Source organism: Providencia sp. PROV122 (assembly GCF_028482365.1).
Lineage (GTDB): Bacteria > Pseudomonadota > Gammaproteobacteria > Enterobacterales > Enterobacteriaceae > Providencia > Providencia stuartii.
Genome location: NZ_JAMPQI010000004.1, coordinates 137,410 through 152,771, shown reverse-complemented (window position 1 = coordinate 152,771; position 15,362 = coordinate 137,410). Strand labels below are relative to the sequence as shown.

General features: G+C 45.1%; 10 protein-coding genes and 1 riboswitch. Of the genes, 1 reads left to right on the top strand and 9 read right to left on the bottom strand.

The features are described from left to right. Complete coding sequence (gene pagP, locus PSE69_RS03910) at nt 1-576, bottom strand: lipid IV(A) palmitoyltransferase PagP (RefSeq protein WP_014656133.1); 576 nt, start codon at nt 574-576, stop codon at nt 1-3. A 274-nt stretch (nt 577-850) separates the two neighbouring features. Beyond that, a riboswitch (TPP riboswitch) is annotated at nt 851-941 on the top strand. A 52-nt stretch (nt 942-993) separates the two neighbouring features. Here pagP and thiD point away from each other — a divergent pair. Next, a complete protein-coding gene (thiD, locus tag PSE69_RS03905; RefSeq protein WP_004920698.1) occupies nt 994-1,791 on the top strand; it encodes a bifunctional hydroxymethylpyrimidine kinase/phosphomethylpyrimidine kinase in 798 nt (265 codons plus the stop codon). Between the two features lie 46 nt (nt 1,792-1,837). Here the strand turns inward: thiD and fbaB are convergent, their stop codons facing one another. The 8 genes from fbaB to PSE69_RS03865 all read right to left on the bottom strand — a co-directional run bounded on the left by fbaB (nt 1,838) and on the right by PSE69_RS03865 (nt 15,321). Continuing rightward, nucleotides 1,838-2,887 carry a class I fructose-bisphosphate aldolase gene (fbaB, locus tag PSE69_RS03900; protein WP_036940565.1) on the bottom strand — a complete coding sequence of 350 codons (1,050 nt, stop codon included), beginning with the start codon at nt 2,885-2,887 and terminating at the stop codon, nt 1,838-1,840. A 46-nt stretch (nt 2,888-2,933) separates the two neighbouring features. Continuing rightward, entirely contained in the window at nt 2,934-3,839 is a 906-nt protein-coding gene (gene yegS / locus PSE69_RS03895; RefSeq protein ID WP_004920694.1) for a lipid kinase YegS, read from the bottom strand. A 428-nt stretch (nt 3,840-4,267) separates the two neighbouring features. Continuing rightward, nucleotides 4,268-5,647, bottom strand: coding sequence for a prephenate-dependent tRNA uridine(34) hydroxylase TrhP (trhP, locus tag PSE69_RS03890; RefSeq protein WP_004920692.1), 1,380 nt, complete (start codon nt 5,645-5,647; stop codon nt 4,268-4,270). Between the two features lie 145 nt (nt 5,648-5,792). Beyond that, a complete protein-coding gene (baeR, locus tag PSE69_RS03885; RefSeq protein ID WP_014656131.1) occupies nt 5,793-6,488 on the bottom strand; it encodes a two-component system response regulator BaeR in 696 nt (231 codons plus the stop codon). Further along, nucleotides 6,485-7,879, bottom strand: a complete 1,395-nt coding sequence (gene baeS / locus PSE69_RS03880; protein ID WP_014656130.1) for a two-component system sensor histidine kinase BaeS — start codon at nt 7,877-7,879, stop codon at nt 6,485-6,487. The genes baeR and baeS overlap by 4 nt, the downstream gene beginning before the upstream one ends. Nucleotides 7,880-7,892: 13 nt before the next feature. After that, nucleotides 7,893-10,970: a multidrug efflux RND transporter permease subunit MdtC gene (gene mdtC, locus PSE69_RS03875; protein ID WP_061063939.1), complete on the bottom strand. Its 3,078-nt coding sequence runs from the start codon at nt 10,968-10,970 to the stop codon at nt 7,893-7,895. Further along, nucleotides 10,970-14,092 (bottom strand): MdtB/MuxB family multidrug efflux RND transporter permease subunit, encoded by a 3,123-nt coding sequence (locus PSE69_RS03870; protein ID WP_121874710.1) that lies wholly within the window; start codon nt 14,090-14,092, stop codon nt 10,970-10,972. The genes mdtC and PSE69_RS03870 overlap by 1 nt, the downstream gene beginning before the upstream one ends. Beyond that, nucleotides 14,092-15,321, bottom strand: coding sequence for an MdtA/MuxA family multidrug efflux RND transporter periplasmic adaptor subunit (locus tag PSE69_RS03865; protein WP_004920679.1), 1,230 nt, complete (start codon nt 15,319-15,321; stop codon nt 14,092-14,094). Before PSE69_RS03865 ends, PSE69_RS03870 begins: the two co-directional genes overlap by 1 nt. Nucleotides 15,322-15,362: the final 41 nt, after the last annotated feature.

The following is a 15,362-nucleotide window of genomic DNA, read 5'->3' as shown; positions in this document are numbered from 1 at the left end:
TTACCATTGCCAACGTAACCAAGCAAAGAGCACGTTACCGTTGTTATATGTTCCAGGGATATAGGTTGCTTGCAGTGCTAATCTGTCATACTCCATAGAAACTAATGGAAGAGGAAGTGGCAGCGGGATGTAATAATAATCATCACGCGCGGTTACACTCAAGGTGAAGCCAGCCCCCATTTTAAAACCGTCTAGTTCCCCAGGGATCCACATTTTTTGATAAGCATAGCCCGCGATTGGCTCTACTTTATTATGAGAGTCCATGAATGCCATAGCATATAGTGCATGCCAGTCATTGTCTTCATCATAGCGATATTTACCTAGCCCAAATCCCCATGGGGTTTCGTTATAACTATCGGTTTTCTCTTTATCGTAAGTAAAGCGGTTATGCCATGTTAAAACGGGAACATAGATATCGTATTGATTTGAATCCCAAGTGGTACTGACATTTCGGGTAAATTTATCCCATAGCCCCTCAGACTCCTTATCAGTAGAAGGGGATGAAGCAAAGCAGAAGGCGGTCATCATTAAGGCTGATGCCCCTACAACTTGCTGCAATTTTTTGTTAACTCTCATGGTAAATCCGACTCAGGTTAATGCATGTTTTGGATATTGTAGATTGAGGTAGTGAGCCAAAAATATCACTGCTCACGAAATGATTGTGCTCATTAATTATTTTAGATTACCTAGGTGCGATATAACAGCATTAATTGATATTTACTAATATTGGCAATAGTCTTAATTATTTAGATACTAATGCGAGTATTATTCGGTTTTTCCTGAATAACAGGCGTCAGCAAGTGGTGGATAGGCTGGTTTGTAGCAAGGAAAAATGCGATACTCTATAAGTATTTTTGGCTCGGGGCGTCGATAAAGACTGAGAAGCACCCGTATTACCTGATCTGGATAATGCCAGCGTAGGGAAGTCGGAAGCGTCAATGATAAACCTTCCAATAAGACCGCTCCTTACGTTGTGCTTAGGAGTGAGATTTCATGAGAATCAATGCGTTAACCATCGCGGGAACAGACCCATCGGGTGGAGCGGGGATCCAAGCAGATTTAAAAACCTTTTCGGCTCTTGGTGCTTATGGCACGAGTGTCATGACGGCGTTGGTGGCGCAAAATACCCGTGGTGTTCAATCAGTTCATGAACTCCCTGAGACGTTCGTGGCAGCACAACTTGAATCCGTACTCAGTGACGTACGCATTGACAGTGCTAAAATTGGCATGCTGTTTAATCAGAAAGTGATTGCGGTCGTTGCTCAGGCTTTAGAGCAGTACAACATCCCTCATGTGATTTTAGATACGGTCATGATTGCCAAAAGTGGCGATCCTCTACTACAGCCTGATGCCGTTGATGCAATGAGACGAAAGCTGTTGCCATTGGTATCATTGATTACCCCGAATTTACCTGAAGCTGCCTCGCTATTAGGTGAACACACTGCCAAAACAGAATCTCAAATGTTAAGTCAAGGGCATCGATTACTGGATATGGGGTGCCAAGCTGTTTTGATGAAAGGGGGGCATCTTAGCGACAGTGAAAGCCCTGATTGGTTAATAACTTCAGAAGGTGAATGGCGTTTTACCTCACCAAGAGTGAATACTCGTCATACACACGGTACGGGATGTACATTGTCTGCTGCACTCGCTGCATTAAGGCCACGCTTTAAGGATTGGCAACAGACTGTTCCGGAAGCAAAAGCTTATTTACAAGCGGCGTTAGAGCAAGCAGATAGCTTAGAAGTGGGGTCGGGGATTGGGCCGGTTCACCATTTTCATGCATGGTGGTAATGCATAGATTGAAAATGCCCTCGTATGAGGGCATAAGCGAGGCGAATTAAGCGATAGTCACGTCTTTACTGAGGTAAACATCCTGTACGGCATTGATCAATGCCACACCTTCTTGCATGGATTTCTTAAAGGCTTTACGGCCTAAGATGAGCCCCATGCCGCCTGCACGTTTATTGATAACCGCAGTGCGTACTGATTCGCTCAGATCATTTTGTCCAGAAGCGCCACCTGAGTTGATAAGACCTGCACGCCCCATATAACAGTTCGCTAATTGATAACGAACAAGGTCGATTGGGTTATCGGTTGTGAGTTTGGTATACACGCGCTCATCGGTGTGACCAAAGCCAATCGCTTTATAGCCGCCGTTATTTTCAGCCATTTTTTGTTTTACGATATCCGCACCGATAGTTGCCGCGATATGGTTTGCTTGCCCCGTTAAATCGGCACTTGCGTGGTAATCAACGCCATCTTTTTTAAATGCGGAATTGCGTAAATAAGCCCATAGAACGGTTACCATGCCGAGTTCATGTGCTCGTTCAAATGCCGCAGAAATCTCTTCAATTTGGCGACGAGACTCAGGAGAGCCGAAATAGATAGTCGCACCGACCGCAACGGCACCCATTTCAAACGCTTGTTCAACACTGGCATATAAGGTTTGGTCGTATTGAGTAGGGTAACTGAGGGTTTCGTTATGGTTCAGTTTGACTAAGAAAGGAATTTTATGCGCGTAGCGGCGCGAAACGGCAGCTAAGACACCATAGGTAGAGGCTACGCAGTTACAACCAGCCTCAATCGCTAATTCGACAATATTTTTAGGGTCAAAATAGAGCGGGTTGGCAGCAAATGAGGCAGCGGCTGAGTGTTCAACGCCTTGGTCAACGGGAAGAATAGACAGATAACCTGTGCCAGCTAAGCGACCATGGTTAAATAAAGTCTGCATTGAACGAAGTACACTATTGGGGCGGTTATTATCGATCATCACACGGTCAACAAAATCTGAGCCAGGCAGATAAAGGTTTTCACGAGGGATAGTTTGGCAACGATGGTCTAAAAGAGTTGAAGCTTCGGAACCTAACAGCTTAGCGATATCAGTCATGACTTCCTCCATTTAACAAAAGTCTAGGGGATGTTAATCATAAAATTTAAGATAACAAGCCACATTGAGGCGGTAACCGGCAGTGGATCGCTTCAGGTAGTAATTCAAAGGTGAAAGTTTCACCAGAAAGCGGCTCTCCGTCCAAATTAAATACCATTTCATGGGGCGATGAAATTTTTACCCAACGAGTTGTTTTTTCAATTAAATGCTGATTTTTATCATTGCTGAACAAATTGGTCAGTAGAGCGGGTATCACATCGCGAGCGGGTATGATGAGCAAATTCAATTTACCATCATCGATTAATGCATCGGGGGTTAATTGTTGTCCACCACCCGCCTGTATTCCATTACCGATAGCAACAACCAGAGTTTCGCCTTCCCAATGAAAATGCTCTGTTTCAATCCGACAGGTATCCGTTTTTAGTGTGTCAGGGCGCAACAAGCCATTAATAACATAAGCTGCGCCACCCAGTGCTGACTTAAGAGCATCCGGCGTTTCTGTTGTGATCCGAGTGCCAAACCCCCCCGTGGCCATATTCATAAAAAAAGCATCATGATTGACTCTAGCAATATCTATCGCCACTGATTTGCCTTTTACTGCTAATGCTAAAGCAGCATGGATATCCATAGGGATGTTGGCGCCAGTAGCAAAATCATTAGCTGTACCTAGCGGTAAGATACCAATCGCGGGGCGTTGCTTTTCAGGTAAGCGCATTAACGCACTGGCTACAGCGTTAATTGTGCCATCGCCGCCACCGGCGATAATTGTTTCTGCACCTTCGCGGATTGCTTCATCAATAAAAGTAGGTAATTCACTGGTTTCCCATGGGATCCTCACCAAAATTGTATGACCTTCTTCACGTAGCTGGTAGATGGCTTTTCTTAGCTCAGGGTTGGCAGATTGTTTACCGTTGAGGATGATAAGTGCGCGATGAAGTTTATCGATAGCCATTTTGATCCTTGTAGTGATAACAACAGTGATCACAGTATAGACACAACGGAGGGATAAATGACAATAATTCAATAATCACATTGATAGATTAAATCATTCTATAGGGGAGATAAAAAAGAAATGGCTAGCTCAAGGGAGATTGAGCCAGCCAAGGAGGTGGTTCCTAGTCTTATTTTATGACTTTCTAGTTCTTCATTTTCGATTGTGACTATACGACATTGAATAGCTAATTGTTGTGATCTATTGCATAAAAATGGATATTAAATACATTTTTACGGTAAAACACTATTTATGAGAATGATTATCAATTGAAGTTGATGTTTTATACTGAGATAGTTTGAAACGGAAAAATAAAAAATGCTAGAAATTCAATCAATTAAATTAATGAATTCTAGCATTATAATCAATTAGCTTAATGCGTAACGAAATTAAGCCGTAGTTGATGATTCAGTTTGATGTGGTGAGCGAGTCGTTGTGCCTGATAGGTTACGTATTAGCAGGCCAAAATTTAGATCAACATCATCAGGAACAGGCAGATAAACAATATGACCGTTGCCCGGTGCCACGTCAATGGCTTCCCCTTTACGGTTATGGAGCGCATCAAGGGTAAACACAATGTTTCCAGCTGGAGTCATTAATTCTAAGCTATCACCTAGACTAAATTTATTTTTGACGTCAACTTCTGCGAGGCCGTTAACACGTTTACCCGTAAATTCACCCACAAATTGCTGAGTTTCAGAAACCGAATAGCCATATTCATAGGTTTGATAGGCATCATGGGTGTGACGGCGTAAAAAGCCTTCGGTATAGCCACGGTGAGCTAAGCCTTCTAAGGTCGAAAGGAGAGTTGGGTCGAATGGCTTACCGGCAACCGCATCATCAATTGCACGGCGATAGACTTGTGCTGTACGTGCACAGTAATAGAATGATTTTGTGCGTCCTTCAATTTTTAAGGAGTGCACACCCATTTTAGTCAAGTTTTCAACGTGTTCTATCGCGCGTAAATCTTTGGAGTTCATGATATAAGTGCCATGTTCGTCTTCAAAGGCGGTCATATACTCACCCGGACGTTTAGCCTCTTCGATCATAAACACTTTATCGGTCGGGGCACCTTCACCTAAAGTTGGCGCTATGTTTTTGACAGGGATAGGCTCATGCATATGCACGATATTTCCCACATCATCTTCTTTGCCTTCTTCAACTTTATATTCCCAGCGGCAGGCGTTGGTGCAAGTACCTTGGTTTGGGTCGCGTTTATTGATATAACCTGACAGTAGGCAACGGCCAGAGTAGGCCATACACAGTGCACCGTGAACGAATACCTCTAATTCAATATCAGGCACCTGTTTACGAATTTCAGCGATTTCTTCAAGTGAAAGCTCACGTGATAAAATGACGCGAGTCAGACCCATTTGCTTCCAAAATTTTACCGATGCCCAGTTAACTGCGTTTGCTTGTACGGATAAATGAATATCCATGTCAGGGAAGGCTTCGCGAACCATCATAATCAAACCAGGGTCTGACATGATCAACGCATCTGGCCCCATTTCAATGACAGGGGTTAGGTCGCGAATAAAGGTTTTCAGCTTGGCATTATGCGGTGCGATGTTAACAACGACATAGAACTTTTTGCCAAGTTCGTGGGCTTCTTGGATCCCTTTAGCAAGGTTTTCGTGGTTAAATTCGTTGTTACGCACGCGAAGGCTATAACGAGGTTGCCCTGCATAAACGGCATCTGCGCCATAAGCAAAAGCATAACGCATGTTCTTTAATGAACCTGCGGGCGATAATAATTCTGGTGTAAACATGTTGCTTCTCAGTCTGATATCAAGTCAGTACTTACCCTAGGGCGGATAAGCATTTTAAAGGGAGCTGATTTTAACTCTATTTTTCAGGAAATCAAAATATTCCCTACAAATAGTAAGTATAACTGACTTGCCTCAATGTCTAGGATTACACCTCATCCCAGCGATAACCTAAACCATAAATAGAGCGAATAAATGTTTTCTCGTTATCGAGTAATTCGAGTTTACGCCGTAAGTTTTTAACATGGCTATCAATTGTTCTATCGGTGACGATGCGGTGATCGTCATACAGAATATCTAATAGCTGGTCACGGGAAAAGACGGTGCCAGCGTTGTCCGACATAAACTTGAGTAAACGGAACTCGGCGGGAGTTAACTCAAGCAGTTGTTCGCCATAGCGGACTTGAAACGCATTTTCATCGATAATGAGCTGGGGCCTGCTTTTATCCGGAGAAGCCGCGCGTTGGCAACGCCGTAAAATAGTCTTCACCCTTGCGACTACTTCGCGAGGACTAAAGGGTTTACAGATATAGTCATCGGCACCAATTTCTAACCCTAACAGGCGGTCAATTTCTTCCGTTTTAGCCGTCACCATAATGATCGGTATCTCGCAAAATTTGCGCAGTTCACGGCAGATTGTTAGCCCGTCCATCCCCGGTAGCATCAAATCAAGGAGGATAATGTCGGGTTGTTGCTGACGCACATAGTCAATGACCTCATCACCACGCTGCAATATTGAAGGCTGATAACCTGCCGCCTGAAGGTAATCATAAAGCAGTTGCCCAAGTTTTGGCTCATCCTCAACAATTAATACGTTGGCACTTGAAGGCTCTAACACTGTCACTGTTCATTTTCCTTTTGATTGAGCGGTAAGTGGATAGCAATGCACACGCCGCCTAAAGGGGAAGGGCTAGCGTGTATGCTTCCCTTATGCGCTTCAATGATATTATAGCAAATCGCTAACCCTAAGCCAGAGCCTCCGCTAGCGCGGTTACGAGACCCTTCGGCTCGATAGAAACGCTCAAATAGGTGGCTACACTGCTGGATAGTTAACCCCGGTGCACTGTCTTCCCAATAAATAGAAAATTGATTCTCTTCAACCAAGGCTCGAATGACTATTTCACCTTGCGGGTCGGTATAACGTAGGCTATTTTCCATCAAATTGTAAAATAGCTGCGTGATTCGGTCTGGGTCAATATTGATGATCTGCTGCTCAGGTAAATTTAGCGTAACTGAAAGCTGTTTTTCTTCGAGCCGCCAGCGTGATTGCCCAACGGTCATATTAATTAAAGGCACAATATCAGCAGATTGGATACGATACACCAACGAGCCTCTATCCGACAGGGAAAGTTGATGTAGGTCGTTGACTAATTTGATTAATGTGTGTGTCTCTGCCAGTAATGAATTGATGGTCTCAGGTGTCGCTTGGCGAACGCCATCCTGAACGGCTTCGAGTTCACCTTGCAAAACGGATAGAGGAGTGCGCAGTTCATGAGAAATATCTGCCATATAGTCTCGGCGCATATGCTCATTTTTTTCCAGCGTTGATGCGAGGTGATTAAAGTCTTTTGCTAGCTGACCGAGTTCATCGTGACCGACTTCAGGAACGCGGGTTGAAAAGTCGCCATTGGCAAGTTGGTTCGTCCCATCTAACAGCCGTTTGATGGGTCTTAAAAAACCACGTGCTAAGAAAAATGTAGCAATCAAGGCAACGATTAATGATAAGCCAGCAATAAACCAACTGGTGAGCATCTGTTGATCATCAAAACGGCGGTCAATTTCATTGCTAATCCCATCTCCACTACTTGCAATGACCCAACCTACCGTTTTGCCATTAGATGAGATGACGGGTTGTCGGATAACATCATCCGGTAAAGGAACATCGCGGCCTAATATTCGGCGGTCTTGGCTATCATAAACCCAAAAATATGAGCGCCACCCCTTTGGTTTAGTCGGCGGTAGGGTGCGCTGGTGGTGTTCAATGCTGCGTAAAATATGAAAGAAAGCACGTTCATTACGGATCAAGAAGCGCCAACTCCCCGTTTCATCGTATTGCTCAGCAAGAGCGTCAGCGATCAGCTCAGCACGCTGTTGGTCATTTTCTTTAATATAGTCGGTAAAACCATGCTGGAAGCTTAAACGTACTCCTTGGTGCATGATCACAACGAGGAGTATGCATGTTGCAAAGATAGCCAAAAATAATCGAGTACTGACGCTATTAAATCTGAGTTTCATTATATATAAGCCCTTATTCGTTTAGAGCTACCGCTTTTTTGGTATAGCGCTGTCTGAGTTGATCGAAACATAAATAGACGACCGGTGTTGTGAATAAGGTGAGTAGTTGACTCATCACTAAGCCACCAACAATAGTGATACCTAATGGTTGGCGTAACTCCGCGCCATCACCACTGCCTAAAGCAAGTGGTAGGGCACCAAAAATTGCTGCCAGCGTCGTCATTAAAATAGGCCTAAAGCGCAGTAAGCTCGCACGCAAAATCGCCTCACGTGCGGTTAAACCATGCTGACGTTGTGCTTGGATAGCAAAATCCACCATGATAATGGCATTTTTCTTCACAATACCAATCAGCAGCATAATGCCGATTAGAGCAATTAAACTAAATGGGGTATCAAATAACTCTAAGGCGAGGAGAGCGCCGACCCCCGCCGAAGGTAGTGTGGATAAAATGGTTAGTGGATGAATATAGCTTTCATACAAAATGCCTAAAACAAGGTAGACAGTGACAATGGCCGCTAAAATTAAAAACAATTGTGATTTTAAGGTATCTTGGAATATCTGAGCCGTACCCGCAAAAGTGCCTCGTATTGTTGATGGCACACCAAGTGTGGTCATGGTTTTTTCGATAGCTGAAATGGCGTCATTGAGGGTATAACCTTCAGCGATGTTAAATGCGATAGTGGATGATGCCGATAACCCTTGGTGGTTAACACTCAAAGGGGCATTGGCGGGCTGCCAACGGGCAAAATAAGATAATGGAATAGCGTCTCCACGACTATTGATAACAAACATTTTGTCGAGAGAACTGACATCCTGAGTATATTCAGGCGCCACTTCCATCACCACCTTGTATTGGTTCATGGGTTCATAGATGGTGGATATTTGACGTTGTCCGAAGGCATTATTCAACAGGTCATTGGCGGCTCGCACATCAATACCAAGTTGGGCCATTAAATCCCTATCATAGGTAATGGCCATCTCAGCACCTTTATCCTCTTTATCTGAGTTTACATCAGTCACTTGCGGGAGTTCGGCAATGGCTTTACGTACCGCAGGCTCCCATTCACGTAACGCATTGAGTTCATCGGCAAGTAATGAAAACTGATAACTGGAATGCGCTTGACGGCCACCAACACGGATATCTTGCACGGGCATCATAAATAAATTAGCTCCCGGCTCTTTAGCTAACTTAGCTCGAAGTCGGTTGATTACCGCGTTGGCACTCTCTTTACGTTCATCAATCGGTTTCAATGAGATAAACATGGAGCCGCTGTTTACACGGCTTCCGCCAGTAAAACCTGTCACGCTATCCACGGCAGGATCGGCATTCACTTGCTGCATAAAGCGCGTCATTTTCTCTTTCATTGCTTGAAATGAAATGCTTTGGTCGGCACGAACAAAGCCAAGTAAACGGCCTGTATCTTGTTCAGGGAAAAATGTTTTTGGGATAGCGATATACAAATAAATGTTCAATCCGATAGTGGCGAACAAGATAGCGAGTACACTGCGTTTATGAGACAGTACCCAATTTAATGTCGCACCGTAACCGTTTTGTATACGGTGTAAGTAGCCGCCGATAACACTGGTTTTTTCAGCCTGTTTGCCTTTGTGTCGTTTAAGCAAATGGGCGCACATCATGGGGGTGAGGGTCAGCGAAACGACCAGCGAGATGCCAATTGCCGTGGCGAGGGTAATCGCAAACTCACGAAATAGCCGGCCAACTAACCCCTCCATTAATAATAAAGGAATAAAAACGGCTACGAGGGAGATGCTCATTGAAACAACCGTAAAACCGACTTCACTCACCCCTCTGACCGCAGCAATAAAGGGTTTACAGCCATTTTCGATATGACGTGAAATGTTTTCGAGTACCACAATCGCATCATCGACAACAAAGCCTGTTGCGACGGTCAATGCCATTAATGACAAGTTATTTAAACTGAAACCGCAAAGATACATGGCAGTAAAGGTGCCAATGAGAGATACAGGAACCGCAATTGCAGGGATCAGGGTGGCGCGACCAGAGCGCAGAAATAACAACACAACTAATATGACTAACGCAATAGCGATCATCAATGCGCGCTCGACTTCAACGAGTGAAGCGCGGATCGTCGGCGTTCTGTCCTGCGCTACTTTTAGGTCAATCGCGGCAGGGATCATCTCTTGGAAGTCAGGAAGCTCTGCGCGAATGCGATTTACGGTTTCAATGATATTAGCTCCCGCTTCGCGACGGATGACAATCAAAATAGCGGGCTCACCACCTGACATCCCTGCTGCACGTACGTCTTGAACCGAATCTTTCACATTCGCCACATCACTGAGTTTGACGGCATTGCCCTCTTTGTAGTGGACGATGATAGGTTGATAGTCCACTGCTTTTTTTAGCTCATCATTGGTTTGTACCTGCCAGCGGCTGTCATCGTTGTTAATGTAGCCTTGAGGTTGGCGCACGTTGGCGCTACTGATTGCGGAGCGCACCTTATCTAAGGAGACGCCTTGATTAAATAGAGCCGTTGGATTGAGCTCAACACGTACCGCGGGCAGGGAGCCACCACCAACGGAGACTTCACTGACCCCTTCAATTTGCGCTATACGCTGTGATAAACGGGTTGATGCAATATCATAAATCTCACCTGTACTCATCGTCTTAGAGGTTAAGGTTAAGATCATAATAGGGGCGTCGGAAGGGTTCGATTTATAGTATCGAGGCTTGCTTGGCATTCCGCTCGGTAACAAGGTTTGTGCCGCATTTATCGCGGCTTGTACTTCACGGGCAGCGTTGTTAATGTCTTTATCAAGATTAAATTCGAGGGTGATGGTGGTACGACCAAGCGAACTGCTGGAGGTCATTTCACTGATACCCGCAATACTTCCCAATGAACGCTCTAACGGCGTTGCAATAGACGATGCCATGGTTTCTGGGGATGCCCCAGGAAGTGACGCTGTCACGTTTATTACGGGGTAGTCAACTTGTGGCAGTGGTGCAACGGGCAAAAAAATGAAGCTCAGCGCACCACATAGCGAGATTGCAACGCTAATCAGTGTGGTTGCAACAGGGCGACTAATGAATAAGGCAAAGAAACGCTTCATTATGACACCTGTTGTTTGCGACTTTGGCGGCGTGCTTTTAAGTTATTTGAAAGGCTATCAAATAACAGATAAATCACCGGTGTCGTAAATAGGGTTAAGATCTGACTCATAATCAGCCCTCCCACCATACAGATCCCAAGTGGTTGACGAAGCTCTGCACCTACGCCGCTACTGAGCATCAGCGGTAATGCGCCGAGCAGAGCCGCCATGGTGGTCATCAATATTGGGCGGAATCGTAATAAACAGGCTTGGTAAATAGCATCTTTAGGAGACATGCCTTGCTCACGTTCGGCGGCAAGTGCAAAGTCAATCATCATGATTGCGTTCTTTTTAACTATCCCGATTAACAAAATAATACCAATAACAGCAATCACATCTAATTCGCTGCCAGCCATCATCAGAGCTAATAATGCCCCTACGCCAGCAGTAGGGAGTGTTGAGAGGATGGTAATAGGATGAATAAAGCTTTCATATAAAATCCCAAGAACGATATACATGGCGATGATTGCGGCGGCAATTAACCAAACCGTACTACTCAGTGCGGCTTCAAACGCTAAAGTAGCGCCTTGGAACTGAGTCGTAATGGATTTTGGCATATTAATTTGCGCTTCTGCATTTTTCACCGCATTAACCGCAGACTCAAGAGACGCATCGTCAGCAAGATTAAACGAGAAGGTCGCTGCTGGGAACTGATCCAAATGGTTAATCGCAAGCGGCCCATAGCCTTCCTGAATATTGACTAACGTGCTTAATGGCACAATGGCGCCATCGGTGCCTTTGAGACGAATATCATTCAGGGCGTTAATACCATCGCGAGTTTGCGTATCATGCTCAATAATAACGCGGTACTGATTCGATTGGGTATAAATGGTCGAGATCATGCGTTGACCGAACGCATTGTATAGGGCGTTATCAATTGCAGCCATCGTGATACCAAAACGACTCGCCGTATCTCTATCAACATTAACGTAGGCGACAAGTCCTTTATCCTGCCAATCACTGCTGACATCCACTAACTCGGGCTGTTGTTTTAATTGGCTCAATAGCTTAGGCACCCAAAGAGAAAGTTCATCTAGCGAGCCTGCTTGCAGCGTAAATTGATATTGGGTGCGAGCCAATTGGGTATCAATCGTGAGGTCTTGCATCGGTTGCAAATACAAATTGACCCCAGAAACGCTATCAGCTAAACGTTGCAAGCGTGGAATAATCGTATTGACGCGATCTGGACGTTCATCTAAAGGCTTCAAGGTAATTTGAATGCGCCCATTATTGAGAGTCGGATTGGTTCCATCTATCCCAACATAAGTGGTGATATTTTCTACCGCAGGATCAGTCAGTAATTTTTCAGCCACTTCCTGCTGTTTCTGTGACATAGCCACAAAGGAGATGGATTGGCGGCTTTCAATGGTGCCTTGAATGATCCCGTTATCTTGTAATGGAAAGAAACCTTTCGGGATCCACATATACAGTAATACGGTTAAAACCAGCGTGCCGATAGCAACGGAAAGTGTTAGCCAGCGGTGATTTAATATCCGCTTTAACCAAATGGCATATCCTGCAATCATGCGGTCAAAAAAGCGCTCGCAGGCGATTTCAAAGCGGTTATGTTTATGCTCTGATTCAGGTTTTAACAAGCGAGCACACATCATTGGTGTGAGTGTCAAGGACACTACCGCCGAGATCAGAATGGCAACGGCAAGGGTGATGGCAAATTCCCTAAACAACCGACCAACAATATCGCCCATAAACAGTAATGGGATCAGTACTGCTACCAAAGAAAATGTTAATGAAATAATGGTAAAACCAATTTCTCCCGCGCCTTTTAAAGCGGCGACGACAGGCTTGTCACCTTGTTCAAGGTAGCGCGAAATATTTTCAATAACCACGATGGCATCATCGACCACAAACCCTGTGGCGATAGTGAGAGCCATCAAAGTGAGGTTATTGACAGAGAAACCACAGAAATACATGACGGCAAAGGTGCCGACAAGGGAAAGAGGAACGGCAATACCGGGAATGAGTGTCGCGATACCGTTGCGTAGGAACAGGTAGATCACCATGACAACCAGTGCAATCGCAAGCATTAATTCAAACTGCACATCGCTAACGGAGGCACGGATTGTGCTGGTTCTATCCGTTAAAATTTTCACATCCACCGATTTAGGCAGTGTTTCAATTAGCTCAGGAAGCAGGTTGCGAATGGTATCAGTGGTTTCGATAACGTTAGCGCCAGGTTGGCGTTGTACATTAATAACAATAGCCTGTTGTGCATTTGCCCACGCGCCTAGATAGGCGTTTTCCGCCCCTTGCTCAATAGTGGCGATATCACCTAAACGGACGGGAGCACCGTTTTGAAAGGCCACAATTAAGCGGCGATAGTCCTCTAAGGATTTCATTTGGTCATTTGCAGAGAGGGTTACCGCGCGTGTTGGGCCATCAAAACTGCCTTTTGCTGAGTTGACGTTAGCATTGTTTATCGCGGCTCGGATCGTCTCGCTGTCTAATCCTTTTGCTGCCATCGCTTGTGGGTTTAAGTTCACTCGCACCGCTGGGCGTTGCCCACCCGCAAGGGTGACAAGCCCCACGCCATTGACCTGTGATATTTTTTGCGCAATACGGTTCTCAATCATGTCTTGAACTTGTGTCAAAGGCATGGCGTCAGAAGTGACGGCGAGAGTGAGTACCGGTGGATCCGCTGGGTTGACCTTATTGTAAATAGGCGGATAAGGTAAATCTGAAGGCAGTAAACTTGAGGCTGAATTAATGGCGGCCTGAACTTCCTGTTCTGCAACCTCCAAGGGGAGTGTTAGCTGGAACATCAAGGTGATCACAGATGCGCCCCCTGAACTTTGGGAAGACATTTGTTTTAGCCCAGACATCTGCCCAAACTGGGTTTCTAGCGGTGCGGTTACCGCGGATGTCATGACTTCAGGACTCGCCCCCGGATAGAGGGTGACCACTTGGATCGTTGGATAATCGACTTCTGGTAAAGCCGATACAGGTAGGAAACGATAGCCAATGATCCCTGCAAGCAGAATGGCTACCATAAATAAGGTGGTAGCGACTGGACGTAAAATAAATAAGCGGGAAGGGCCGCCACCTTTTTGGATCCCGGGTTGCATCAGGCTTTCTCCGCTGTATTTTTATTTTTTTGTGGTTTTGCGGATTTAGAAGCCGTTTCGGTGTTAACTACTTCCACGCTGGTGCCATCTGTTAAACGGTCGACACCGTCAGTAATCACTTTTGTATTTGCAGTTAGCCCACTTTCAATCACCACCTGCTGGCTATCTTGCATACCTACCGTCACAACATGTTTACTCACACGATTATCATCGTTCAGTACCCAAACATAATGACCTTCGTTACCCATCTGCAATGCCGCAGTAGGGATAACGACGGCATTTTGCAAGGTTTCGATCTGCATTTTGATGTTCACAAATTGATTTGGAAATAAAGTTTGTAGCTCGTTCGTAAAACGTGCTTTCATTTTTAGTGTGCCAGTAGCAGGGTCTATCTGATTATCTATACTTAACAAATAGCCTTCGCTGATCATCGCGATATTATTTCTATCCCAAGCTTCCACTTTTACCGGTTGATTTGAGGACTGAGCTTTTTGTACGGCAGGAATGTCTCCCTCGGGAAGGGCAAAAAGCACATCAGCAGGTTGAGTCTGTGTGATAACCACGATTGGGGTTGCTGTGCCCGCAGAAATAAAATTACCGACGTCGACCTGTTTTAAACCAACACGGCCTGAAATAGGGGCTGTGATTTTACTGTAGGTTAATTGTAGCTTCGCATTATCAACGGCGGCTTGATCGACCTTAATACTGCCTTCTGCCTGTAAAACGAGCGCTTTTTGGTTATCTAGCTCTTGCTGTGAAATCACTTTTGTTCCCGCAAGCTTTTGATAACGATTTAAGTCTAATCGAGCATTTGCCAACGTCGCTTTATCTTTAGCCAGTTGGCCTTCTGCCTGAGCTAATTGGACTTCAAAAGGGCGAGGATCGATTTCAGCAAGCAAATCGCCCGCTTTTACCTGTTGCCCTTCGGTAAAATGCAAAGACATCAATTGCCCTTCAACACGGCTCGTGACCGTGACTACATTGGCAGCTTGTACTGTGCCGAGACCAGTTAAATAGCGAGGAACCACTTTTTCTTGCGCATTAGCGTATTGAACGGGGGCAAGCATACGGTGTGGCGCACTATTTGATCGTGTAGGACGAGCACTGTTTTGTGCTGTATCAGATGGCGTATTTTGAGAATAAAAATACCAACCGGCACCTGCAGCGACAATGATGGCAACGAAAATGGCTGAACGGGTTAGAGTGGTACGGCGTTTTTGTTTATTCATTTATATTTTCGCTTAATTCAAAGTCGAGTAAAAAAGCATCA

Excerpts from the sequence above, each read along its gene's own strand:
- pagP (WP_014656133.1), bottom strand. The coding sequence starts at position 576 with ATGAGAGTTAACAAAAAATTGCAGCAAGTTGTAGGGGCATCAGCCTTA.
- trhP (WP_004920692.1), bottom strand. The coding sequence starts at position 5,647 with ATGTTTACACCAGAATTATTATCGCCCGCAGGTTCATTAAAGAACATG.
- PSE69_RS03870 (WP_121874710.1), bottom strand. The coding sequence starts at position 14,092 with ATGCAACCCGGGATCCAAAAAGGTGGCGGCCCTTCCCGCTTATTTATT.
- thiD (WP_004920698.1), top strand. The coding sequence starts at position 994 with ATGAGAATCAATGCGTTAACCATCGCGGGAACAGACCCATCGGGTGGA.
- baeS (WP_014656130.1), bottom strand. The coding sequence starts at position 7,879 with ATGAAACTCAGATTTAATAGCGTCAGTACTCGATTATTTTTGGCTATC.
- PSE69_RS03865 (WP_004920679.1), bottom strand. The coding sequence starts at position 15,321 with ATGAATAAACAAAAACGCCGTACCACTCTAACCCGTTCAGCCATTTTC.
- mdtC (WP_061063939.1), bottom strand. The coding sequence starts at position 10,970 with ATGAAGCGTTTCTTTGCCTTATTCATTAGTCGCCCTGTTGCAACCACA.
- yegS (WP_004920694.1), bottom strand. The coding sequence starts at position 3,839 with ATGGCTATCGATAAACTTCATCGCGCACTTATCATCCTCAACGGTAAA.
- fbaB (WP_036940565.1), bottom strand. The coding sequence starts at position 2,887 with ATGACTGATATCGCTAAGCTGTTAGGTTCCGAAGCTTCAACTCTTTTA.